This window comes from Allobosea eneae, from assembly GCF_042657265.1.
Classification (GTDB): domain Bacteria; phylum Pseudomonadota; class Alphaproteobacteria; order Rhizobiales; family Beijerinckiaceae; genus Allobosea; species Allobosea eneae.
In genome coordinates this window covers 33,213-54,522 of sequence record NZ_JBHSLW010000037.1, presented here as the reverse complement: position 1 = coordinate 54,522, position 21,310 = coordinate 33,213, and the positions used below count along the sequence as shown (strand labels likewise).

General features: G+C 68.1%; 21 protein-coding genes and 1 other RNA gene. 16 read left to right on the top strand and 6 right to left on the bottom strand.

Going from position 1 to position 21,310, the window contains the following annotated elements; genetic code table 11:
• Positions 1-207: 207 nt before the first annotated feature.
• Positions 208-441, bottom strand: coding sequence for a 50S ribosomal protein L31 (rpmE, locus tag ACFPOB_RS22020; RefSeq protein WP_137879994.1), 234 nt, complete (start codon positions 439-441; stop codon positions 208-210).
• A gap of 144 nt (positions 442-585) precedes the next feature.
• Here rpmE and ACFPOB_RS22015 point away from each other — a divergent pair, with 144 nt between their 5' ends.
• Positions 586-2,364: an ABC transporter transmembrane domain-containing protein gene (locus tag ACFPOB_RS22015; RefSeq protein WP_377800531.1), complete on the top strand. Its 1,779-nt coding sequence runs from the start codon at positions 586-588 to the stop codon at positions 2,362-2,364.
• 211 nt (positions 2,365-2,575) lie between these two features.
• On the opposite strand, the gene ACFPOB_RS22010 is transcribed toward ACFPOB_RS22015, so the two are convergent.
• Positions 2,576-4,294 carry an ankyrin repeat domain-containing protein gene (locus ACFPOB_RS22010; RefSeq protein ID WP_377800530.1) on the bottom strand — a complete coding sequence of 573 codons (1,719 nt, stop codon included), beginning with the start codon at positions 4,292-4,294 and terminating at the stop codon, positions 2,576-2,578.
• Between the two features lie 299 nt (positions 4,295-4,593).
• Here ACFPOB_RS22010 and ACFPOB_RS22005 point away from each other — a divergent pair, with 299 nt between their 5' ends.
• The 10 genes from ACFPOB_RS22005 to ACFPOB_RS21960 all read left to right on the top strand — a co-directional run bounded on the left by ACFPOB_RS22005 (position 4,594) and on the right by ACFPOB_RS21960 (position 13,365).
• Positions 4,594-5,658, top strand: coding sequence for a D-alanine--D-alanine ligase family protein (locus ACFPOB_RS22005; RefSeq protein WP_377800529.1), 1,065 nt, complete (start codon positions 4,594-4,596; stop codon positions 5,656-5,658).
• Between the two features lie 149 nt (positions 5,659-5,807).
• A non-coding RNA gene (ssrS, locus tag ACFPOB_RS22000) (6S RNA) lies at positions 5,808-5,963 on the top strand.
• Positions 5,964-5,967: 4 nt separating this feature from the next.
• Positions 5,968-6,543: a 5-formyltetrahydrofolate cyclo-ligase gene (locus tag ACFPOB_RS21995; protein ID WP_377800528.1), complete on the top strand. Its 576-nt coding sequence runs from the start codon at positions 5,968-5,970 to the stop codon at positions 6,541-6,543.
• A 181-nt stretch (positions 6,544-6,724) separates the two neighbouring features.
• Positions 6,725-7,549, top strand: a complete 825-nt coding sequence (locus ACFPOB_RS21990) for a TIGR00282 family metallophosphoesterase (protein ID WP_377800527.1) — start codon at positions 6,725-6,727, stop codon at positions 7,547-7,549.
• A gap of 8 nt (positions 7,550-7,557) precedes the next feature.
• Positions 7,558-8,712, top strand: a complete 1,155-nt coding sequence (locus ACFPOB_RS21985) for a benzoate/H(+) symporter BenE family transporter (RefSeq protein ID WP_377800526.1) — start codon at positions 7,558-7,560, stop codon at positions 8,710-8,712.
• On the top strand, positions 8,709-9,362 hold the full coding sequence (locus ACFPOB_RS21980) for a thiamine phosphate synthase (RefSeq protein ID WP_377800525.1): 654 nt from the start codon (positions 8,709-8,711) through the stop codon (positions 9,360-9,362). The genes ACFPOB_RS21985 and ACFPOB_RS21980 overlap by 4 nt, the downstream gene beginning before the upstream one ends.
• Positions 9,359-10,285 (top strand): tetratricopeptide repeat protein, encoded by a 927-nt coding sequence (locus ACFPOB_RS21975; protein WP_377800524.1) that lies wholly within the window; start codon positions 9,359-9,361, stop codon positions 10,283-10,285. Before ACFPOB_RS21980 ends, ACFPOB_RS21975 begins: the two co-directional genes overlap by 4 nt.
• A gap of 89 nt (positions 10,286-10,374) precedes the next feature.
• On the top strand, positions 10,375-11,163 hold the full coding sequence (locus tag ACFPOB_RS21970; protein WP_377800523.1) for an inositol monophosphatase family protein: 789 nt from the start codon (positions 10,375-10,377) through the stop codon (positions 11,161-11,163).
• Between the two features lie 86 nt (positions 11,164-11,249).
• Positions 11,250-12,293, top strand: coding sequence for a flagellar motor protein MotA (locus ACFPOB_RS21965; protein ID WP_377800522.1), 1,044 nt, complete (start codon positions 11,250-11,252; stop codon positions 12,291-12,293).
• A 52-nt stretch (positions 12,294-12,345) separates the two neighbouring features.
• The gene (locus ACFPOB_RS21960) at positions 12,346-13,365 is read left to right on the top strand and encodes a peptidoglycan -binding protein (protein ID WP_377800521.1); all 1,020 of its coding nucleotides are present in this window, start codon (positions 12,346-12,348) and stop codon (positions 13,363-13,365) included.
• Between the two features lie 178 nt (positions 13,366-13,543).
• On the opposite strand, the gene ACFPOB_RS21955 is transcribed toward ACFPOB_RS21960, so the two are convergent.
• A complete protein-coding gene (locus tag ACFPOB_RS21955; RefSeq protein WP_377800520.1) occupies positions 13,544-13,936 on the bottom strand; it encodes a VOC family protein in 393 nt (130 codons plus the stop codon).
• Positions 13,896-14,240 carry an ArsR/SmtB family transcription factor gene (locus ACFPOB_RS21950; RefSeq protein WP_377800519.1) on the bottom strand — a complete coding sequence of 115 codons (345 nt, stop codon included), beginning with the start codon at positions 14,238-14,240 and terminating at the stop codon, positions 13,896-13,898. The genes ACFPOB_RS21955 and ACFPOB_RS21950 overlap by 41 nt, the downstream gene beginning before the upstream one ends.
• 145 nt (positions 14,241-14,385) lie before the next feature.
• Here ACFPOB_RS21950 and ACFPOB_RS21945 point away from each other — a divergent pair, with 145 nt between their 5' ends.
• The 4 genes from ACFPOB_RS21945 to ACFPOB_RS21930 all read left to right on the top strand — a co-directional run bounded on the left by ACFPOB_RS21945 (position 14,386) and on the right by ACFPOB_RS21930 (position 18,091).
• Positions 14,386-14,916 (top strand): dihydrofolate reductase family protein, encoded by a 531-nt coding sequence (locus tag ACFPOB_RS21945; protein WP_377800518.1) that lies wholly within the window; start codon positions 14,386-14,388, stop codon positions 14,914-14,916.
• A 172-nt stretch (positions 14,917-15,088) separates the two neighbouring features.
• A complete protein-coding gene (locus ACFPOB_RS21940) occupies positions 15,089-15,832 on the top strand; it encodes a glucosamine-6-phosphate deaminase (RefSeq protein WP_377800517.1) in 744 nt (247 codons plus the stop codon).
• Positions 15,833-15,838: 6 nt separating this feature from the next.
• Positions 15,839-16,861 carry an N-acetylglucosamine-6-phosphate deacetylase gene (locus ACFPOB_RS21935; protein ID WP_377800516.1) on the top strand — a complete coding sequence of 341 codons (1,023 nt, stop codon included), beginning with the start codon at positions 15,839-15,841 and terminating at the stop codon, positions 16,859-16,861.
• A gap of 39 nt (positions 16,862-16,900) precedes the next feature.
• A complete protein-coding gene (locus ACFPOB_RS21930) occupies positions 16,901-18,091 on the top strand; it encodes an ABC transporter substrate-binding protein (protein ID WP_377800515.1) in 1,191 nt (396 codons plus the stop codon).
• A gap of 64 nt (positions 18,092-18,155) precedes the next feature.
• On the opposite strand, the gene ACFPOB_RS21925 is transcribed toward ACFPOB_RS21930, so the two are convergent.
• Positions 18,156-18,524: a cell division protein ZapA gene (locus ACFPOB_RS21925; RefSeq protein ID WP_377800514.1), complete on the bottom strand. Its 369-nt coding sequence runs from the start codon at positions 18,522-18,524 to the stop codon at positions 18,156-18,158.
• Positions 18,524-18,832, bottom strand: coding sequence for a DUF4164 family protein (locus ACFPOB_RS21920; protein WP_377800513.1), 309 nt, complete (start codon positions 18,830-18,832; stop codon positions 18,524-18,526). Before ACFPOB_RS21920 ends, ACFPOB_RS21925 begins: the two co-directional genes overlap by 1 nt.
• A 258-nt stretch (positions 18,833-19,090) precedes the next feature.
• Between ACFPOB_RS21920 and tkt the strand changes: the two genes are divergently transcribed.
• Positions 19,091-21,094: a transketolase gene (gene tkt / locus ACFPOB_RS21915; protein ID WP_377800512.1), complete on the top strand. Its 2,004-nt coding sequence runs from the start codon at positions 19,091-19,093 to the stop codon at positions 21,092-21,094.
• The last annotated feature ends 216 nt before the right edge of the window (positions 21,095-21,310 follow it).

Below are 21,310 nucleotides of genomic sequence, written 5' to 3'. Positions count from 1 at the left end.
GCTCGGGCTCGACCCGAGCATCTCAGGCCAGAAGAGGCTCCGATAGAGGCTTCTCGTCACGAGATTCTCGGGCCTGCGCTTCGCTCCGCACGAGAATGACGGCAAGCCCAACCGCGGCCTATCGTCGCCACCAATGCAAAAAGCCCGGCCGCGAGGCCGGGCTTTTCTGTCGTGCTCGCAGGCCCGGAAGGGCCGCGAAAACGCGAATTACTTCTTGCCGAGGGCGCCCAGCGCGCCGAAACGCGAGTTGAAGCGCGAGACGCGGCCGCCGCGGTCCATCAGCTGCTGGCTGCCGCCGGTCCAGGCCGGGTGCGTCTTCGGGTCGATGTCGAGGTTGAGGGTGTCACCCTCCTTGCCCAGCGTCGAACGCGTGAAGTATTCGGTGCCATCGGTCATGACGACCTTGATGGTGTGGTAGTCGGGATGAATGCCGGTCTTCATGGCGAAATCCTCAATTCGAAAAGCGGGCGGCCGGAACTCGGCGCGCATCGCCGGCTCTTCGAACAATTCGTATGAGCCTGTCGTGAAGTGGGCTGCCCATAGCGCAGCCGCGGCGGCGGTGCAAGCTTTTCGGGACGAGTGAGCGTGGCGAACGAGAACAACGACGACAAAAAGGCCCGGCCGGATTTCAAGGCGCTGCGCTCGTTCTGGCCCTATGCGCTGGCGCAGAAGCGGCGGATCGCCCTCGCGCTGGTCGCCCTGATCGTCGCTTCCGTGGCGACGCTGGCGCTGCCCATGGCGGTCCGCCGTGTCATCGATGTCGGCTTTTCCGGTGGCGAACAGCAACTGGCGAACTCCTATTTCGCCATACTGATCGGCGTCGTCGCCGTGCTGGCCCTGGCGAGCTCGTTTCGCTTCTACCTGGTGATGACGGTCGGCGAGCGCGTCGTCTCACAGTTGCGCGCCGACGTCTTCGCCCACCTGACCCGGCTGGAGCCGGCCTTCTTCGACGCCAGCCGCGCCGGCGACCTGGTCTCGCGCCTGACCGCCGACACCACGCAGATCAAGTCGACCTTCGCCTCGACCGCCTCGATCGCGCTGCGCAACGGCATCATGTTCCTCGGCGCGCTCGTGCTGATGGTCATCACCAGCCCGCAGCTCTCGGCGATCGTGATCGGCGCGATCCCGCTCGTCGTGCTGCCGCTGGTCTTCTCCGGACGCAGCGTGCGCAAGCGCGCCCGCGCCGCGCAGGACCGCCTCGCCGACGCTTCCGCCTTCGCTTCCGAAGCGATCGGCGCGATCCGGACCATGCAGTCCTTCGGCGCCGAGCGCGCGACCACGCAGCGTTTCCAGGGGGCCTCTGACGGCGCCTATGAGGCCTCGCGCGATGCGACGCGCTCGCGCGCCTGGCTGTCGGGCATCGCGATCTTCCTGGTCTCAGCCAGCGTCGTCCTGGTGCTCTGGGTCGGCGCGACCGAGGTCTTCGCCGGCCGGATGAGCGGCGGACGCCTGTCGCAATTCGTGCTCTACGCCGTGCTGGCGGCAAGCTCGCTCGGCCAGCTCTCCGAGGTCTATGGTGACATCTCGGCGGCGGCCGGCGCCGCCGGACGGCTCGGTGAGATCCTCGCGACCAAGCCGGCGATCGCCGCGCCGCCGCACCCGAAGGCGCTGCCGACACCGCCGGTCGGCGCGCTCGCCTTCGAGGGCGTCTCCTTCCGCTATCCTGGCCGCAGCGACCTCGCGCTCGCCGATCTCGATCTGGCGATCAAGCCGGGCGAGCGGGTCGCGCTGGTCGGTCCGTCCGGCGCCGGCAAGAGCACGGTTCTGCAATTGGCGCTGCGCTTCTACGATCCCTTCGCCGGCCGCGTCGTCGTCGACGGCGTCGCCGGGCCGGAGGCCGACCCGACAGACTGGCGCAGCCGCTTTGCGCTGGTGCCGCAGGAGCCGACCGTATTCGGCGTCTCTGTCGCCGACAACATCGCCTATGGCCGCCCCGGAGCGAGTCGAGCTGAGATCGAGGACGCCGCGCAGCTCGCCGCCGCCGACGGCTTCATCCGGGCTCTGCCTGATGGCTACGACACCATCATCGGCGAGCGCGGCGTCACGCTCTCCGGCGGCCAGCGCCAGCGCCTCGCCATTGCGCGGGCTGTCCTGAAGGACGCGCCGATCCTGCTGCTTGACGAGGCGACCTCGGCGCTCGATTCGGAAAGCGAGCGCGCCGTGCAGGACGCGCTCGATCGGTTGATGCAGGGGCGCACCACGCTGGTCGTCGCGCACCGCCTTGCCACTATTCTCTCGGCCGACCGCATCCTGGTGATGGAGGACGGACGGGTCATCGAGGAAGGCACGCACGCCGCCCTCGTCGCCAAGGGCGGGCTCTATGCGCGCCTCGCCGCGCTCCAGTTTGGGCTGGAGGCGGCGTAAGATTCTACTCCCGTCGGGGATTCCTCTGCGAAACGCTGGTCGCCTGAGTTTCTCTCTTCCCCCTTGCGGGGAGGGTATGGGGATGGGGGGCGAATGACTGGGTGACTGGTCGCTTGTCGGTGCGGGCTCGGCTGGTTGCCCAAGGCTGCGCTTCGACTTTGCGCCCCCCACCCCTGCCCCTCCCCATAAGGGGGAGGGGTTCCCGCGCCTGCTATTGCGCGATCGCTTGCTCCAGCAGCGCCGCCGTATCCAGCAGTCCACGCTTGCGCGCGACCTGCGCCGGCGTCAGCCCTTCGGCGTTCCGCACAGCCGGATCAGCCCCCGCCGCCAGCAGGACCTCGACGAGATCGCAGGCGCTGGCGTCGTCGTCGGGAAGGCAGAACAGCGGCGCCTCGCCGGAGCGGGCCGGCGCCTTGGCCAGCGCCGGCTCCTCCGCGAAGAGCGCTTCCAGCCGCTCGATCTCGGCCGCCTCGCACAGCGCTTGGATGTCGCGGCTGCGCGAGGCCAGATAGATTTGCGCGGCGTTGGCGCCCTGATGCCGCGCCCATCCGAGCGGGGTCGAGCCATAGCGCCGCTCGATCGGGTCGATCTCTGCGCCCGCTTCGACCAGGAGCGCGACGCTTTCGATCGCATCGCTGCCTGCCGCCCCGTGCAAGGCGCGAACGCCGTCGCGGGTCTGCGCATCCGGCGAGACACCGAACCTGAGCGCGAGTGCCGCAATCTCCGCCTTGCCCTGCCGGATCGCGACAAAGAGCGGCGCCGGATCGCGCAGGAACTCCGGATTGCCGGCGAGCAAACGGCGCGCCTCGACCTCGTCGCCTCGCGCGACTGCTGCAGTGAAAGCTTCCTGCCCGCTGAGCTCGACCGGGCTCGCGCCATTGTCGAGGAGCAGGCGGACCAAATCGCTGCGGCCGTCGAGCATGGCCTGCCTGACCAGGCTCTGCTGCGAATAGGCGTTGAGCGCCTGCGCGTTGGCACCATGAGCGAGCAGCCAGGCCGCCCGCTTCGGCTGGCGCGGCACGGCATTGCCGAGCAGATAATCGAGCGGCGGCGCCGGCAGCTCCCGCACAGGCTCGCGCCAACGCGTGCTCTGCCCGCGCTTCTTCGTCTCGCTCCAGAGCAGATCGAGCCAGACGACGTCGTCGGCGCCGAGCGAGGAGTTGTAGAGCGCCTGGCCATTCAAGGGGTCGGCGCCGCGGGCGATCAGGAGCCGCGCCAGCGCCTCCGCGTGCGGATGCGGCGGCTGGTTGCTTTCGCCGCCGCCGATGACGCCGGTCAACGGCGTGAAGTGATTGCTGCCGTCGCTGAAGAGCGCATTCGGATCGGCGCCATGGTCGAGCAGGAGCCGCGCGATCGTCACAGCGTTGCGCGACAGGGCCTCGTTCGGCAGGCGGGTGAACGCGAGGCGGACGAGCGGCGTCCAGCCGTCGAACGCGCTCGGCTTGTTTGCAAGCGCAGCATCCTTGTCGATGAACTCGCGAACGGCGTCGAGATCATGTGCGGCAACGGCAGTGTGAAGGCTATGGCGGACAATCTTCGGATAGTGGTCGAGCAGGCGCTGCGCCAATGCGCCGCGCGCCGGCCGGTCGCCCTCATAGTCGCCCCAGGACTGCGTGCCCGGTCTGACGCCATAGCGCAGCGCCGATTTTTCCAGGAACAGCGCGACGAGCGCGGCATGGCCGCGCGCTGCCGCTTCGCGCGCGATGAGTTCCTGTTTCAGCGCGGCCCAGTTCAGGAGACCGTAATCCCGGGCGAGGGCATGCTGGACCTCGCGCAGCTTCGGCGCGCCGGCATGGCCGGGCATCAGCGTGCGGAAGCGGGCAAGGGCCTCGGGGTCGCCGGCCTCGATCTCCTTCAGCCAACGCTTAGCCTGGCGACGGATCGTTTCGAGATTGGAGCGAGGCGTGAGGTCGCGGGTGGGATCAGACATGGGTCTTCCTTCCGAGAAAAGCCTGATGTCCGCTCGACAGGCCGGAAGAAAGCGATGATGCGATGCCGTCGCTCAGATATGGGTGGGAGCAGGCTCCCTTGCCGCGGACTGGTGGCGCCCCATGCGCTCTAATGGCGATGGAAAGCGCATGGCGGCGGCGAAGTCAATCGCTGCCCCAGGCCCTGAGCCGATCGCGTTCAGGTCAAAACGGAAGGCGGATCGTCGCGCCGCCTTTGCAATTCCTCAATCATCCCCGACTGACGCTTCGCAGGCGAAGCGAATCGATGAAGGCGGCGACGATGGGCGACAGGGTTCGGGTGGCGATTCTCCTCGGGGGCAGATCTTCCGAGCACGAGGTTTCGCTGATGTCCGCCGCCAATGTGGTCAAGGCGATCGACAAGGCCGCCTATGACGTCGTGCCGATCCTGATTACCAAGACTGGTGAGTGGCGGGAACTCGAACTGCAGAACGGCGTGCTGCCCGATCCGGTCCCGCAGGACGGCGCCGAGCTCTGCCTGCTGCCCGGCGGCAGCGGTCGCCTCCTGCGCCTGCAGGATGGCGCTGCGCCGCAGGCGCTGCCGAAGATCGACGTGCTGTTCCCGGTTCTGCATGGGCTCGACGGCGAGGACGGTTCGGTCCAGGGGCTGGCTCAGGTCGCCGGCATCCCGCTCGCCGGCTGCGGCATCGCCGGCTCGGCCAATGCGCTCGACAAGGACCTGGCCAAGCGGCTGCTGCGGGAAGCGGGCCTTAACGTCGCGCGTTCACTCACCGTCCGCCGAGGCGAGGCGCTGAGCTTCGAAGAGGCCAGCGCCGCGCTCGGCCTGCCGCTGTTCGTCAAGCCGGCGCGCCAAGGCTCATCGGTCGGTGTCAGCAAGGCGACGGATGCCGAGAGCTTCGCAGCGGCGCTGACGGAGGCGTTCCGGCACGACAGTGTCGTCCTGGTCGAGGAGTTCATCGCCGGCCGCGAGATCGAGCTCAGCGTGCTGGAGCAGGCCGATGGCGAGACCATCGTCTCGCTGCCGGGCGAGATCGTCGCGGCCGCCAGCCACGGCTTCTACACCTACAAGGCCAAATATCTCGACGAGGACGGCGCCCGCGTCGAGGTTCCGGCTGCCCTGCCCGAGGAGGTGATCGCGAACCTGCAGGTGCTGGCGAAGCGCGCCTTCCATGCACTCGGCTGCGACGGCATGGCCCGCGTCGACTTCTTCCTGCGCCCGGACGGCAGCGCATTGGTGAACGAGATCAACACCATTCCGGGCTTCACCGACATCAGCATGTTCCCGAAGGCGCTCGCCGCCAGCGGCATCGCCTATCCCGACCTGATCGATCGCGTGATCCGGCATGGGATGGCGCGCGGGGCCTGAAACGCTTTCAAACTCCATCCCTGATCCTGAGGAGCGCCCGCAGGGCGCGTCTCGAAGGATGAGGGTTGGAGAAGGATCGCCGCATAATTTCTCAGGCCATCACATGAACGCCACTGGCGCTTTGCCGGCATGCGTCCTACCTTGTCGCGGCGGGGCTGCCTGGTGCGTGCGAGTCATGTATTCCCGGGCCCATACGACTCCCTAGGGAGCTGTCCCTGACCGGGTCCCTGGACCCGGACACACGGCGCCCACCTACTTTGTAGGTGTCCCGGGATCGAAATCTCTACGGCCGAGGTGGCTCCGCACCCCATGACCGATAGCGTCTCTCTCGCCCCCTCCCCGCGCAAGGCCGCGCTGCGCGCCGAGGCGCTGGCCCGACGCGACAGCCTCGAACTCGACGACCGCCTGATCTGGGACGAGGCCATCGTCGCACGCGTGCTGGCTCTGCCGGTCTTCGAGAACGGGCCGGTGTCCGCCTATTGGCCGATGCGCTCGGAGGCCGATCCGCGCCCGATCCTGGAAACCCTGCACGAGCGCGGCCTTTCGCTCTGCCTGCCGGCGATCGTCGAGAAGCGCCTGCATTTCCGGCGCTGGGCGCCCTGGGAGCCGATCGTGCCCGGGGGCTTCGGCACGCTGGTGCCGGCGCCCGAGCAGCCCGAGGTCAGGCCGGCGATCCTGATCGTCCCGCTCGCCGCTTTCGACCGGCGTGGCTACCGCATCGGCTATGGCAAGGGCTATTACGACCGCGCCATCACCGAGCTGGAGCCGGCCGCGACAATCGGCATCGCCTATGCGGCACAGGAGATCGCCGAAGTGCCGGCCGAAGCGCATGACCGCCGCCTCGACTGGGTGGTGACGCAGGACGAGACGGTCCGCTGCGGTTGATTTCGCCGCGGCGATCACGTCATTAGCGGCTGCGCCTTTCGTTCAAGACGCCACCGTCCTGCCGTGTTTTCTCAAAGCCGCATAATCGTACCGCGCGGCCTGGGAAGCGCCGGGATGGCCGACTTGCGCGGACATGCGACATAACGGCCGTGATGGGGCGGCCCACTGGTTGGATCGTGAGATGCGTCTACTTTTTCTTGGCGACATCGTCGGGCGCGCCGGCCGCCTCGCCGTCCAGGATCGTCTCCCCGGCCTGCGCGAGCGCTGGAAGCTCGACTGCGTCGTCATCAACGGCGAGAACGCCGCCGGCGGCTTCGGCATCACCGAGGCGATCTGCGACGAGACGCTCGCCGCCGGCGCCGATGTCGTCACGCTCGGCAACCATTCCTGGGACCAGCGCGAGGCGATGGTCTTCATCGAGCGCCAGCCGCGCCTGATCCGCCCGGCGAACTATCCACCCGGCACTCCCGGCCGCGGCGCGACCGTGATCGAGGCGAAGAACGGCGCCCGCGTCCTCGTCGTCAACGTCATGGGCCGGCTGTTCATGGACGCGCTCGACGATCCCTTCGCAGCGCTGGAGCGCGAGCTCGCCGCCTGCCCGCTGGGAGATGCCGCCGACGCCGTCATCGTCGACGTCCACGCCGAGGCGACGAGCGAGAAGCTCGCAATGGCCTATTACCTCGACGGCCGCGCCAGCCTCGTCGTCGGCACTCACACCCATGTCCCGACCTCGGATACGCGCGTGTTGCCGGCCGGCACCGCCTACCAGACCGATGCCGGCATGTGCGGCGACTACGAATCGATCCTCGGCATGCAGAAGGAGGAGGCGATCCGCCGCTTCCTGCAGAAGACGCCCGGCTCGCGGCTGGAGCCGGCGCTCGGCGAAGGCACGCTGTCGGGCGTCGCGGTCGAGACCGACGACCGGACCGGCCTCGCCAAGGGTGCCTGGCCAGTGCGTCTCGGTCCGACGCTGGCCGAGACCTGGCCGGCTGCCTGGGACGCATAGGCCAGCCGATGTCGCAGCTCTTCTCCGCCTTCGTCGCCGTCTTCGTCGGCTATGCGGCCTCGGTCGCGGTCGTGCTGGCGGCGGCGCAGGCGCTCGGCGCGACGCCGGGACAGACCGTGTCCTGGCTCGCCGGGCTCGCCATCGCCAAAGGGCTCGCCAGTCTCTTTCTGTCCTGGCGGCACCGCATGCCGATCATCTGCGCCTGGTCGACGCCGGGCGCGGCGCTGATCGCGGCTGCGAGCGGCCTCGATATGGCCTCGGCTGTCGGCGCCTTCCTGGCGGCGGCCGCGCTGATCATGGCAACCGCCGCCTTCCGCCCGCTCGGCGCGCTGGTCGAGCGCATCCCGATGAGCATCGCCGCCGCCATGCTCGCCGGCGTGATCTTCCGCTTCGTCGTCGCCGTCTTCGACGAAATGCGCCTGCAGCCGGCCCTTGTCCTGACGCTGCTCGTCGTCTTCCTGCTGGCGCGGTTGTGGAATCCCTTTCTCGGCGTCATCGCCGCGCTGGCCGCAGGGCTCGCGCTCGCCTTCGCCACCGGGACGGCAACTCTGCCGGCCGGGCCGGTTGCGCTGACGCATATCGAGCTGATCGTCCCGCGCGCTGATCTCACCGCGATCGTCGGCATCGGCCTCCCGCTTTATCTCGTCACCATGGCGGCACAGAACCTGCCGGGCTTCGCGGTGCTGCGCGCCTCGGGCTATCAGCCGCCGACCGCATCCTGTCTGTTCGTCACCGGGCTGATGTCCTTCCTCACCGCCCCGACCGGCGCCCATATGGTCAACATGGCGGCGATCAGCGCCTCGATTTGCACCGGCGCCGACACCCATCCCGATCCGAAGGAGCGTTGGAAGGCCGGGATCTGGTATGGCTTGCTGTGGCTCGCCATCGCCGCCACGGCCGGTCTGCTGCTGGCGCTGATCCTCGCCATGCCGAAGGCGCTGATCGTCGCCGTCGCCGGGCTCGGCCTGGTCGGTTCGTTGACAGGTGCGCTCGGCCAGGCGATGGGCAGCGACAAGGACCGCTTCGCCGCGGTCGTCACCTTCGCCGTTGCCGCCTCGAGCCTGTCGCTGTTCGGCGTCGGCTCGGCCTTCTGGAGCCTCGTCGCCGGGCTCATGGTCTTGACATTGGACCACGCTGCGGGCCGTTTGCGCGGACGATCATGAATACATCTGTCCCCCGCACCCGCCTGATGCTCGTCACGCCACCGGTCTCCGATGCCGGCGCGCTGTCCTTTCGCCTGATGCAGGCCTTCGCCGGCGGCGACGTCGCCGCCGTGCTGCTGCGGCTCGCGCCCGGCGACGAGCGCAGCTTGACCGAGCGCGTCAAGGCGCTGGCCCCGCCGGTGCAGGCCCAGAACGTCGCTTTGGTGGTCGAGGCCTCGGCCCAGATCGCCAGCCGCGGCGGCGCCGACGGCGTCCACCTGACGGCCGGCATCGAGGCGATCGCCGAGGCGCGCTCCAGCCTGAAACAGGAGCGCATCATCGGGGCAGGGGGCCTGCGCTCGCGCCATGACGCCATGGATGTCGGCGAGGCCGGTGTCGACTACGTCATGTTCGGCGAGCCGCGACCTGACGGTTCCTTGCCGCCGCTGGCGGCGGTGATCGAGCGAGCCGCCTGGTGGGCCGAGATCTTCGAGACGCCCTGCATCGCCTACTGCCCTGATGCCAAGTCGGTTCCGGCGCTGATCGAAACCGGCGCCGAATTCGTCGCGCTCGGCGAATGGGTCTTCGCCGAAGGCGCCGACATCCGAACGGCAGTCGCTGCAGCTGATGCCGCGATCACGGCCCAGCACGCCCGCAGGACGGCGCGATGAGGCTTGCGCCCGCCGCGCTCGCCCTGATGATCGCTCTGCCAGCCGCCGCGGCGGAGCGCGAGCCCGATCTCGCCTATGGCGCCTATCAGGCCGGGCACTATCGCCGCGCCCAGGCGGAAGCGTTGAAGCGCCTCGAAGCAGACCCCGGCGACGCCGCCGCGATGACGCTGCTCGGCGAGATCTACCGACAGGGGCTCGGCATCCGCATCGACCCCAAGGCCGCCGCCGACTGGTATCGCCTCGCGGCCGACAGGGGCGACGCCAACGCGATCTTCGCTCTCGGCATGGCGATGCTGGAAGGCCGCGGCCTGTCGCGCGATGCGAAGGCGGGCGGCGCCCTGCTGGAGAAGGCGGCGGCGGCTGGCCATCCCGCCGCCAACTACAACCTCGCCATCACCTTGCTCGCGACCGGGCGGCCGCAGGACGACCAGCGAGCGATCGGCTGCCTCAGGGTCGCCGCGTCCGCCGGTCTCGGCGATGCCCAGCATGCGCTCGCCGTGCTCTACAAGATGGGCCGCGGCCTGCCGCAGGATGACGGCATGGCCGCCGAATGGATGGGCAAGGCGGCTGCCAACGGGCTGATCGCCGGCGAGGTCGAATACGCGATCATGCTGTTCAACGGCGACGGCGTCGCCAAGGACGAGCGGGCCGCTGCCAGGCTCTTCATCCGCGCCGCCAACAAGGGCAACGCCATCGCCCAGAACCGGCTGGCCAAGCTCTACCAGTTCGGGCGCGCCGTTCCGCCCGACCTGTCGGAGGCGGCCGCCTGGCACCTCGCCGCACGTGCGCAGGGCCTCGCCGATGCCACGCTCGACCAGGTCCTGGAGCGGCTTTCGCCGGAGCAGCGCACCCGCGCCGCCCGCCTCGCCGCCGACCGGATCGAGGCCACGGCCTTGACGACGCCGAGCCAACCGAGCAAGTGACGGCCGAACCGGTGGCCGCACGGACCACCGCCGCTCTTTGATAGTCCGCTCCGTTCTGCCGCGCGCCACCGCGCACCGAGGTTTTGACCATGATCCGCTCCCCCCTGATGACCGTGATGACCGATGCCGTGATGAAGGCTTCGCGTTCGCTGAAGCGCGATTTCGGCGAGGTCGAGAACCTGCAGGTCCTCGCCAAGGGCCCGGGCGACTTCGTCTCCAAGGCCGACCACAAGGCAGAGGAGATCCTGCGCGCTTCCCTGGAGAAGGCGCGCCCCGGATACGGCTTCGTCATGGAAGAGAGCGGCGTCGTCGCCGGGACCGACGAGAGCAATCGCTGGCACATCGATCCGCTCGACGGCACCCACAACTTCCTGCGCGGCATCCCGCACTGGAACATCTCCGTGGCGCTGGAGCGCGACAACCAGTTCATCGCCGGCGTGATCTACGACGCCGCCAAAGATGAGCTCTTCATCGCCGAGAAGGGCAAGGGCGCCTATGTCAACAACCGCCGCCTGCGCGTCTCCGGCCGACGCGAAACGCCGGACATGCTGATCGGCATGGGCGTGCCCCATATCGGCAAGGGTGGCCATCCGCTCTTCTTGAAGGAGCTCGGCGCGGTGATGAGCCGCTTCGCCAATGTCCGCCGCATGGGCTCGGCCGCGCTCGACATCGCCTATGTCGCCGCCGGCCGCATGGACGCCTATTGGGAACGCGGCCTCAACACCTGGGATTTCGCCGCCGGCGCGGTGATGGTGCGCGAGGCGGGCGGCACCTTCGGCACGCTCGACGGCAAGCAGCCGACCTCGGCCAAGGACGTGATCTGCGGCAACGAAGCCGGCGAGCCGGCGTTGCGCGCAGTCCTCAAGACCGTGGTTTGATCGTGCGGGCGCCGTTTCCTGCTTGATCCCGGCGTGGCGGGAGGCGACAGTCGCCGCCGCGACGAAACCGGATCGGATGAGCAGGCATGGCCAATGACGAGGCGGCCCCGGAGGTCCCGCCGCTGGAGCCCCCAGCGACGAGCCCCATTCGGCCGCAGACGTTCCGCTTCTCCCGACCGCTGCGCTATGTCCTCCGCGCGCTGGTCTTCCTCGCGCTGATCGGCTTCCTGATCTTCATCCTGCAGGACGGTCTGCGCACTGCCTTCATGACCAATCCTGGCCTCAACGGCCTGATCGTCGGCGCGCTCGCAGTCGGCGTGCTCCTTTCGCTGCGCGAGCTCTGGCGCGTCGACAGCGAGGCGCGCGCCGCGACCCGCCTCGCCGCCGACCCCGCCGGCGCGACGCTGCGGCGGGCACAGGTGATCAGCCCGCTCGCCCCAGTGTTGCCGGCGCTGGAGCAGCGCAACCTCGCTCCGAGCCAGGCGACGAGTCTGCTCGAATCGGTCGCGGTTCGGCTCGACGACGGCCGCGAGGTGCTGCGCTATCTCGCCGGACTGCTCGTCTTCCTTGGCCTGCTCGGCACCTTCTGGGGCCTGCTCGAGACCGTCTCCTCGGTCGGCAACGTCATCAAGAGCCTGCGCACCGGGGCGGAAGCCGGCGTGCTCTTCGACGAGCTCAAGGCGGGCCTCGCCGCCCCGCTCGCCGGCATGGGCCTGTCCTTCTCGTCCTCGCTGTTCGGCATCGCCGGCTCGCTGATCCTCGGCTTCCTCGACCTGCAGGTCGGCCAGAGTCAGCGCCGCTTCCGCAACGAGGTCGAGGGCTATCTTGGCACCGCCACCGCGCATTCCGCTACGATTCCGCTGGCTATGTCTGCCACCGCCCCGGCACTGGCTGGCGATGTCGTGGTCGAGCGCCTCGACAAGCTCCAGGCCGCCATGCAGGACGGCTCGAACAACCGCGCGGCGACGCAGGCGCTGGCCAATCTCGCCGAGGGCATCCAGGGCCTCGTGCAGCACATGCGCTCCGAGCAGCAACTGATCCGCGACTGGGTCGAGGCGCAGGCGGCGCGCGAGAAGGATCTGAAGCGCCTGATCGAGCGCCTCGCAGCGGAACGCGTGGGCGAGCCATGACGTTGCCACGGTGCTGCTGCATCGAGAGCGCTGATCGCAAGGAAGACTGAGCATGGCCCTGTCGCGCGCCCATCGCCGGGAAGAGGTCAATTTCTGGCCGGGCTTCGTCGACGCGCTCTCGACGATGCTGATCGGCATCGTCTTCCTGCTCTCGGTCTTCGTGCTCGGCCAGTTCTTCCTGTCGCAGGAGATCTCCGGCCGAGACACGGTGCTCGACCGGCTGAACCGCCAGATATCTGAACTCAGCGACCTGCTGGCGCTGGAGCGGGCGAGCGGCAAGGAGGCGAAGGATTCGCTCGCTTTGCTGCAGTCCTCGCTCGCCAGCGAGCAGGCCGAGCGCGCTCGCGTCCAAGGGCTGCTCGACGGCGCCGCCAGTAGCAATGCCCAGGGCCAACTGGCCGACACGCAGAAAGCGCTGGACGCCGAGAAGCAGCTCTCGGCCAAGGCCCAGGCCACCGTCGAATTGGTCAACCAGCAAATTGTCGCCATGCGCCGCCAGCTCGCGGCGCTGGAGGAGGCGATCGCCGCCTCCGAGGCCAAGGACAAGGAATCGCAGGCGCGCATCTCTGAGCTCGGCTCGCGCCTCAACGTCGCGTTGGCCCAGCGCGTGCAGGAATTGGCGCGGTATCGTTCCGATTTCTTCGGCCGCCTGCGCCAGGTGCTCGGCACGCGGCCGGACATCCGCGTCGTCGGCGACCGCTTCGTCTTCCAGTCGGAAGTCTTCTTCGATGCCGGCCAGGCGGTGCTGAAGCCGGAAGGCCGCGGCGAGCTCGACAAGCTCGGCGCGATCATCGCCGATCTCGGCCGCGAGATGCCGCCGGACCTGCCCTGGATCCTGCGCGTCGACGGCCACACAGACAACCGGCCGATCCGCTCGCCGCAATTCCCGTCGAACTGGAGCCTGTCGACGGCGCGCGCCGTCGCCGTGGTCGAGTACCTCGTCAGCAAGGGAATTCCGGCGGACCGGATCGCCGCGACCGGTTTCGGCGAGTTCCAGCCCCTCGACGTCGCCAACAACGACGATGCCTGGCGCCGCAACCGCAGGATCGAATTCAAGATCACCGAGCGGTGAGGCGAACGGCGGCAGGATCTCGCCCCTGGGTTACCTCAGCCCTCATCCTGAGGAGCGATCGGAGATCGCGTCTCGAAGGATGCTCCAGATATCGCTGGAGCCTCCTGGAGCATCCTTCGAGACGCGCTCTTTCAGAGTGCTCCTCAGGATGAGGGCTCAGGGGGCTTTCGAGCAGGGCTCAATGCCGCTGGGCGATCTGGATCAGGTTGCCGCAAGTGTCGTCGAACACCGCTGTCGTGACCGGGCCGAGATGGACCGGCGGCTGGGTGAAGGCGACGCCGAGCGCAGAAAGCCTCTTGTGCTCGGCATGGACATCCTCGACCCCGAAGGAGGTCGCCGGGATGCCGTCGGCGACGAGCGCGGTCTTCCACGGCTTCGCCGCCGGATGCTCGTCCGGCTCGAGCAAAAGCTCGACGCCGTCGGAATCGCCTGACGAGGTCAGGGTCAGCCAGCGATGATGTCCCATCGGGATGTCGTGCTTGAGCTCGAAGCCGAGCATGTCGCGGTAGAAGCGCAGCGCCTTCTCCTGGTCATCGACCAGCACGCTCGTCACGACGATCTTGATCGGCATCGGTCTTCTCCTTCTCCGGCGGCTCGGCCAGCGGCCGCATCCACACATCCCACATCTGCCGCAGAGGCGATCGCTCGAGGAAATGGTGCTTGCTGCGCCAGCGCCATTCCGTGCGGAGCAAGCCGGCCTCCTCCAGCACCTGCAGATGCTTCGAGAGGGCTTGCCGCGACAGGCTTGCCCCGTGCCAGCTGATCAGGCGAACATGCAGCTCGAACAGCGTCTGACCGTCCCGTTCCGCCAGCTCATCCAGCATGCGACGTCGCGTCGGGTCGGCCAGCGCCCGGAAGAGACGGTCGAGATCCATGGGACTTTGCTAGCACGTCGGCTCTTGTCATGCAATAATATGGTTGCATGATGAGGGCGTCGGCGTCACTTGCAGCTGATCTTGCCTCCTGTCACATCCGCGGAGCGTTAGCGCTATCCTGACGCTGCACTGGAGATTTTGCAGCATGGCGAAGCTCGTCTTCGGAATGAACCTGTCGTTGGACGGCTATGTCGACCTCCAGGCATCAGAGCCCGATGCCGCTCTCTTCCGCCACTGGACTGAGCACGTGCGCGATTTGGCCGGCAGCGTGTATGGCCGCCGCATGTACGAGACCATGCGCTATTGGGACGAAGACCGCCCCGAATGGACCAAGGAGCAGCGCGAATTCGCGGCGGCCTGGCGGCGCCTGCCAAAATGGGTGGCGTCACGCTCGCTGAAGTCGGTCGGATCGGATGTCGCGCTCGTTGCCGAAGACGTCGAAACCGTAGTCCATGGGCTGAAAGCCCGGCTCTCTGGGGAGATCAGCGTTTCCGGGCCGGAACTGGCGCAGAGCCTCACCGACGCGGGTCTCATCGACGAGTATCGGCTCTATCTCCACCCGATCGTGCTCGGGCGCGGCATGCCGTTCTTCGCCGGCCCACGTCCGCCCCTCCGCCTCGTCGCCAACGAGCGGATTGGCGAGACCGTGATCCGGTTGACCTATGTCCCCGCCTGACCGCACAGCTCCCTCGATAAGTTCGCGAGGCAGCAAAACCCTTGCGCGCAAACCCCGCAAAAAGCAGCGGCGTGCCATGCCACTTCGCTAGGTGCGCCCCCGCGCGCTCATGCTAGGCTGATCGCTGGTATGGTAGTATACCAACGCCGCAGCCGTGCCAGGCAGGAGCAGCATGATCGACATTCGCATCACCCCCGACAAGAACGAGCTCGGCAGGCAGGCTGCGGCGCTGGGAGCCGAGGCGATCCGCACTGCGATCGCCCGGCATGGCGAGGCGACGATCATCGTCGCCACCGGCGCGAGCCAGTTCGAGATGCTGCAGAACCTCGTCGTGGCCGGGGGCATCGACTGGTCGAAGGTGACGGCCTTCCATCTCGACGAATATGTCGGCCTGCCCGAGAGCCATCCGGCGAGCTTCCGCGGCTATCTCAGGGAACGTTTCCTCGCGCCGCTCGCCGTCAAACCAGCCTTCCACTTCGTCAATGGCGAGGGCGACCCCGCCGCCGAGACGAGGCGTCTCAATGCACTGATCGCCGGGCGCCGCATCGATCTCTGCTTCGCCGGTTTTGGCGAGAACTGCCATCTCGCCTTCAACGACCCGCCGGCCGATTTCGAGACCGAGGAGCCGTACATCGTCGTCACGCTCGACGAGGCCTGCCGCAACCAGCAGTTCGGCGAGGGTTGGTTCGAGAGCTTCGAAGCCGTGCCGGAGCAGGCGATCTCGATGAGCATCCGCCAGATCCTGAAGAGCGAGCTGATTGTGCTGTCGGTGCCGGACGCGCGCAAGGCGCAGGCGGTGAAGGATGCTCTCGAAGGCGACGTGACGCCGCTGCACCCGGCCTCGATCCTGCAGCGCCATCCCAATACGGTGCTCTTCCTCGATCCGCCGGCCGCCTCGCTGCTGAACAAGGGCTGAGCGGCGATGCCCGTCTCGCCCGGCCTCGTCGATCTCCAGGTCAACGGCTTCGCCGGCGTCGACTTCAACGATCCGGCGATCACTCCGGCCGATCTCGACCGGGCGCTGGAGGCGATGCTCGCGAGCGGCGTGACGCACTGCCTGCCGACGATCATCACCGCCCATCCGCATGAGCTGGTCGAGCGCTTCCAGGCGTTGGACAAAGCCGTCGCCGAGAGCCGGCTCGGGCCCCTGATGTGCCCGGGCTATCATCTCGAGGGCCCGTTCCTGAACCCGGCGCCGGGCTATCATGGCTGCCATCCGCCGCAGGCCATGACGGCGGCGCGGCCCGAGCTGATCGCCGAGGCCGAGCGCGACCTGTCACGGCCGATCCTGATGGTGACGCTCGCCGCCGAGCGCGAAGGAGCGCTCGCTCTGACCAAGACTTTGGCCAATGCCGGCAAGATCGTTGCCATCGGCCATTCAGCGGCCGATTTCGATCAGGTCGCAGCCGCAGCCGATGCCGGCCTCTCGCTCTCGACCCATCTCGGCAACGGCCTGCCGCAGACCTTGCACAAGCTCGCCAACCCGATCTTCGCCCAGCTCGCGGAGGACCGGCTGATGGCCGGCTTCATCGCCGACGGCATCCATGTCCATCCCAAGGCGCTCGTCGCGCTGATCCGGGCCAAGGGTTTCGAGCGCTCGATCCTGGTCACCGATGCGGTGGTGGCGGCCGCGGCGCCGATCGGCCGCTACCACTTCGCCGGCATGGCGGTCGACAGCATGCCCGATGGTTCGGTGCGGCAGGAGGAAGGGCTGCTCGCCGGCTCGGCGCTCTGCCTCGACGAGGCGGTGCGCAATGTCGTCGCCTGGGGCATCGCGACGCCCGAGCAGGCTTTCGCCATGGCCTCCGACCATGCCCTGGCCGCGATCCGGTCGGCCCTGTCCGCGCATGGCATCACGCTTGCCGAGGGGAAGGTCGAGTGGTCGGATGAGCTTTTCGTCCGGCGCGTCCGCATCGCCGATCAGGAACGCCATTACGACGCATGAACGCCGCCACCAGCGGCGCGACAACAAGAGGGGAAGGCAATGACCAAGCATCTCAAGGGTATCGACCGCCGCACCGTGCTCGGTGGCCTCGGCGCACTCGCAGCGGGCGGACCGGCGCTCGCCGCCTCGCCGCCGCTGCCGACCAGCCCGGTCGTGATCAGCGTCATGGATGTCGGCGGCGCGCTGGCGCTGATGCAGAAAGCCTTCGAGGATTACCGCGCTGCCAATCCCAAGCTGGTCTCGCGCATCGCCTTCGTGAAGGCGCCTGCGCCCGAGCTCGCCAGCAAGCTCAAGGCGCAGCAGGACGCCGGCAAGGTCGATCTCGACCTGATCCTGACCGGCAGCGACGGCCTCGCCGCTGGCCTCGACCAGAAGCTCTGGCAGAAGATACTGCCCGATTTTTCCGACAAGTTCCCGAACATCGAGGCCAATTACGAGCCGGCCGCGCTCAACCTGCACAAGGCGCAGGGCGACGGCTTCGGCGTCGTCGTCAACTACTACCCCTCCGGCCCGCTGCTCGAATACATGCCCGACCGGGTCAAGAACGTGCCGACCACGGCCGAGGAGCTGCTCGCCTGGGCTAAGGCCAATCCGAACAAGTTCATGTATGCCCGCCCGACCAATTCCGGCCCGGGCCGCACCTTCATGATGGGGCTGCCCTATCTCCTCGGCGACAAGGACCCGCAGGACCCGGTCGGCGGCTGGGACAAGACCTGGGCCTATCTGCAGGAGCTCGGCCAGTACATCGAGTACTATCCGGCCGGCACCGGTGCGACGATGAAGGAGTTCGGCGACGGCTCGCGCGACATCATCATCACGACCACCGGCTGGGACATCAATCCACGCGCGCTCGGCATCGTGCCGAAGGAAGCGAAGATCCAGACGCTGAAGGGCTTCCACTGGGTCTCGGACGCCTTCTTCATGTGCGTGCCCAAGGGCCTGCCCAATGACCGGCTCGCCGTCGTTCTCGACATCATGGCGCATGTGCTGACGCCGAAGATGCAGGCCTATTCCTATGACGAGGGCTATCTCTATCCCGGGCCGGCGGTGAAGAACGTGCCGCTCTCGCTGGCGCCGGAGGCGAGCCAGAAGGTCATCGCCGAGTTCGGCAGGCCGGAATATGCCGAGCTGATCGCCAACAACCCGATCGAGCTGCCGCTGAAGCCCGACAAGATGGTGGTGGCGTTCCGGAAGTGGGACGAGCTGGTGGGGGTGAAGCGGGCGAAATGATGCTCCGCCGTCTTGGCCCGGCAGGCCAGGACGGCACCGTCCCCGGCGCGGGATGAGGCGCTGCCTATCCCGCCTGTGTCGGCAGCAGGCTCTTGGCCACGCTCTCGATGCGCTCGGCCGCGGCGACGAGGGCGGCCGCCGCCTTCTCCTCGACCTCGCCGGCACGCTGGTCGGCGAAGCCCGCATCGCCTTGCAGCGATTGCAGCCGGCCTTCGAGCGTCTCGACCTTCTTCCTCAGCTCGGTGGCCTCGTCGGCGACCATCAGCGCCGCCATGACGTGCAGGCGCATGTCGCCGATCTCGCCGAAGGCCTGGCGCATCTCCTCGATCTTGCCGTCATACAGGCGGGCGAGCGCTTCCAGATGCGGCTCCTCGCCTTCGCCGCAGGCCATGCGGTAGGCCTTGCCGGAGATGGTGACGTTGACCTGGGGCATCAGGCGTCCTGCTCGGCTTCTTCCTCAGGGCGGGCTTCGACGCGCGCGATCACCTCGGCGAGCGCCGTCATGGCGCGGTCGAGCTTGCGGTCGACCTCCTGCGCGACGCCCTCGACCTGGCCGATCCGGGCCATGGCGCCGTCGAGCTCGACCGCGAGGCGGGCCCGATCGTCCTGCATCAGGGTGAGTTCGGTTTCGAGATTGGCGCGGCCACGCTCGACCTCGAGCCGCCTGCGGGCGGCCGCTTCGAGTTGGCCGAGCGCGCCTTCGAGGCGCGACAGGGCGTGATCCAGTGCTGGAGACGCCACGCTTCGTCCTTTGCGTGCCGGGGAAGCCGGCTCATCCGATTCGGAAGCGTAGATTAACAAATATCTCCGTGGAAAGCGCTTTGGCCGGTGCGGTCCGAGCGAAGCGTGGGGAAAACTCGATATCTGCGTCCTTGCAGGCGAATTGACTCCGCTTGAGCGGGCGGCCTATCGAACGCGCGACCTTTTTCTCAAGAGTTCGCTGCTCGTCGCCGGCCAGCTTCGGCGCGAGCCTCGTTCCGCACTTGCCGGAGAGACTCCATGACGACGCCTGCGATCGACCGCGCCCAGCACGAGCGGCTCGCCAACGCCATCCGTTCTCTCGCCATGGACGGCGTCGAGCAGGCCAAGTCCGGCCATCCCGGCCTGCCGATGGGCGCCGCCGACGTTGCGACCGTGCTGTTCACGCGCATCCTGAAATACGATGCGGCCGAGCCGCGCTGGCCCGATCGCGACCGTTTCGTGCTCTCGGCCGGCCATGGCTCGATGCTGATCTACGCGCTGCTCTACCTCACCGGCACGCCCGGCATGGATCTCGACGACCTCAAGACGTTCCGCCAGCTCGAATCGAAGACGCCGGGCCATCCCGAGAACTTCATGACTGCCGGCGTCGAGACCACCACGGGCCCGCTCGGCCAGGGGTTGGCCACCGCGGTCGGCATGGCGATGGCCGAGCGCATGCTCGCCGCCGAGTTCGGCAAGAAGCTGGTCGACCACAAGACCTATGTGCTCGCCTCCGACGGCGACCTGATGGAGGGCATCAGCCAGGAGGCGATCGCGCTCGCCGGCCATCAGAAGCTCAACAAGCTGATCGTGCTTTGGGACGATAACGGCATCTCGATCGACGGGCCGCTCTCGATCTCCGACTCGGTCGACCAGCTCGCCCGCTTCAAGGCCTGCGGCTGGAAGGCCGAGCGCGTCGACGGGCATGATCCCGACGCGATCGAGGCGGCGATCCGCCGCGCCCAGAAGTCGAGCAAGCCGACGCTGATCGCCTGCAAGACCGTGATCGGCTTCGGCGCGCCGAAGAAGGCCGGCACCTCGAAGGCGCATGGCGAGCCGCTCGGCGCCGAAGAGCTCGCCGCCGCCAAGACGGCGCTCGGCATCACCGGCGGGCCGTTCGAGGTCGCCGCCGACGTGCTCAAGGCCTGGCGCGGCTTCGGCGCCAGCGGCTTCGCCGAGCGCAAGGAGTGGAATGCGCGCCTGGCTGCGCTGTCCGAGCGCAAGCGCGGCGAGTTCGAGCGTCGCCTGAACCATACCGTACCGGCCAAGCTCGCCAAGGCGCTGGTCGCCCACAAGAAGGCGCTGGCTGCGAGCCCGGTCACCGTCGCGACCCGCAAGGCCTCGGAGCTGGCGCTCGAAGCCATCGCGCCGGTCATGCCGGAGCTGGTGATGGGCTCGGCCGACCTCACGCCGTCCAACAACACGCGCACGAAGGCGGCCGAGGACTTCACGCCGAAGACCCCGAAGGGCCGCTATGTCCGCTACGGCATCCGCGAGCACGGCATGGCCGCGGCGATGAACGGCATCACCTTGCATGGCGGCTTCCGCACCGCCGGGGGCACCTTCCTGGTCTTCGCCGACTATGCCCGTCCCTCGATGCGGCTCGCCGCGCTGATGGGGCTGCCGGTCGTCTATGTCATGACCCATGATTCGATCGGCCTCGGCGAGGACGGTCCGACCCACCAGCCGGTCGAGCAAATCGCCAGCTTGCGCGCCATGCCGAACATGCGCGTGCTGCGTCCCGCCGATGCGATCGAGACGGCCGAAGCCTGGCAGATCGCGCTGGAGCGCACCGACGGCCCGACGGTGCTGGCGCTGTCGCGCCAGAACCTGGCACCGGTCCGTACCGACGGCACCGCGACGAACCGTTCGGCCAAGGGCGCCTACGAGTTGCTGGCGGCTGAAGGTGGCAAGGCGCAGGTCTCGCTCTTCGCCTCGGGCTCCGAGGTCGAGATCGCGGTCGCTGCCCGTAAGCTCCTGGCCGACAAGGGCATGCGCGCCCGTGTCGTCTCGGTGCCCTCGCTGGAAGCACTGCTTGAGCAGGACGAGGCTACCAGGGCCGCGATCATCGGCGATGCCCCGATCAAGATTGCGGTCGAGGCGGCCGTGCGCTTCGGCTGGGATGGCGTGATCGGCACTGACGGCGGCTTCGTCGGCATGTCCTCCTTCGGGGCGAGCGGCCCCTACAAGGAGGTCTACAAGCATTTCGGCATCACCCCGGAGGCGGTGGTCGAGGCGGCGATCAAGCGTCACAACGGCTGAGACACCTCAAATTTTTAAGGCCTGCCCTTGCGTTCCGCCATGGTTTGGCCGATTTGCCCGCGTGAATCGGGCATGATGCCGAAAAGTGTTGAGCGGTTTTCGGACGACATCATGCCCAACATTTTGTAGGAGGCCGATTCACGCTTCAGATCGTGCCGATCTGAAGCGATCGGACTCCGCGGCCCATGCCGATGAACGGCGAAGGAGAGGATTGAG

What these genes read in the sequence shown, in the direction of transcription:
- rpmE (WP_137879994.1), bottom strand. Translation starts at nt 441, where the DNA reads ATGAAGACCGGCATTCATCCCGACTACCACACCATCAAGGTCGTCATG.
- ACFPOB_RS22010 (WP_377800530.1), bottom strand. Translation starts at nt 4,294, where the DNA reads ATGTCTGATCCCACCCGCGACCTCACGCCTCGCTCCAATCTCGAAACG.
- ACFPOB_RS22005 (WP_377800529.1), top strand. Translation starts at nt 4,594, where the DNA reads ATGGGCGACAGGGTTCGGGTGGCGATTCTCCTCGGGGGCAGATCTTCC.
- ACFPOB_RS21995 (WP_377800528.1), top strand. Translation starts at nt 5,968, where the DNA reads ATGACCGATAGCGTCTCTCTCGCCCCCTCCCCGCGCAAGGCCGCGCTG.
- ACFPOB_RS21990 (WP_377800527.1), top strand. Translation starts at nt 6,725, where the DNA reads ATGCGTCTACTTTTTCTTGGCGACATCGTCGGGCGCGCCGGCCGCCTC.
- ACFPOB_RS21985 (WP_377800526.1), top strand. Translation starts at nt 7,558, where the DNA reads ATGTCGCAGCTCTTCTCCGCCTTCGTCGCCGTCTTCGTCGGCTATGCG.
- ACFPOB_RS21980 (WP_377800525.1), top strand. Translation starts at nt 8,709, where the DNA reads ATGAATACATCTGTCCCCCGCACCCGCCTGATGCTCGTCACGCCACCG.
- ACFPOB_RS21975 (WP_377800524.1), top strand. Translation starts at nt 9,359, where the DNA reads ATGAGGCTTGCGCCCGCCGCGCTCGCCCTGATGATCGCTCTGCCAGCC.
- ACFPOB_RS21970 (WP_377800523.1), top strand. Translation starts at nt 10,375, where the DNA reads ATGATCCGCTCCCCCCTGATGACCGTGATGACCGATGCCGTGATGAAG.
- ACFPOB_RS21965 (WP_377800522.1), top strand. Translation starts at nt 11,250, where the DNA reads ATGGCCAATGACGAGGCGGCCCCGGAGGTCCCGCCGCTGGAGCCCCCA.
- ACFPOB_RS21960 (WP_377800521.1), top strand. Translation starts at nt 12,346, where the DNA reads ATGGCCCTGTCGCGCGCCCATCGCCGGGAAGAGGTCAATTTCTGGCCG.
- ACFPOB_RS21955 (WP_377800520.1), bottom strand. Translation starts at nt 13,936, where the DNA reads ATGCCGATCAAGATCGTCGTGACGAGCGTGCTGGTCGATGACCAGGAG.
- ACFPOB_RS21950 (WP_377800519.1), bottom strand. Translation starts at nt 14,240, where the DNA reads ATGGATCTCGACCGTCTCTTCCGGGCGCTGGCCGACCCGACGCGACGT.
- ACFPOB_RS21945 (WP_377800518.1), top strand. Translation starts at nt 14,386, where the DNA reads ATGGCGAAGCTCGTCTTCGGAATGAACCTGTCGTTGGACGGCTATGTC.
- ACFPOB_RS21940 (WP_377800517.1), top strand. Translation starts at nt 15,089, where the DNA reads ATGATCGACATTCGCATCACCCCCGACAAGAACGAGCTCGGCAGGCAG.
- ACFPOB_RS21935 (WP_377800516.1), top strand. Translation starts at nt 15,839, where the DNA reads ATGCCCGTCTCGCCCGGCCTCGTCGATCTCCAGGTCAACGGCTTCGCC.
- ACFPOB_RS21930 (WP_377800515.1), top strand. Translation starts at nt 16,901, where the DNA reads ATGACCAAGCATCTCAAGGGTATCGACCGCCGCACCGTGCTCGGTGGC.
- ACFPOB_RS21925 (WP_377800514.1), bottom strand. Translation starts at nt 18,524, where the DNA reads ATGCCCCAGGTCAACGTCACCATCTCCGGCAAGGCCTACCGCATGGCC.
- tkt (WP_377800512.1), top strand. Translation starts at nt 19,091, where the DNA reads ATGACGACGCCTGCGATCGACCGCGCCCAGCACGAGCGGCTCGCCAAC.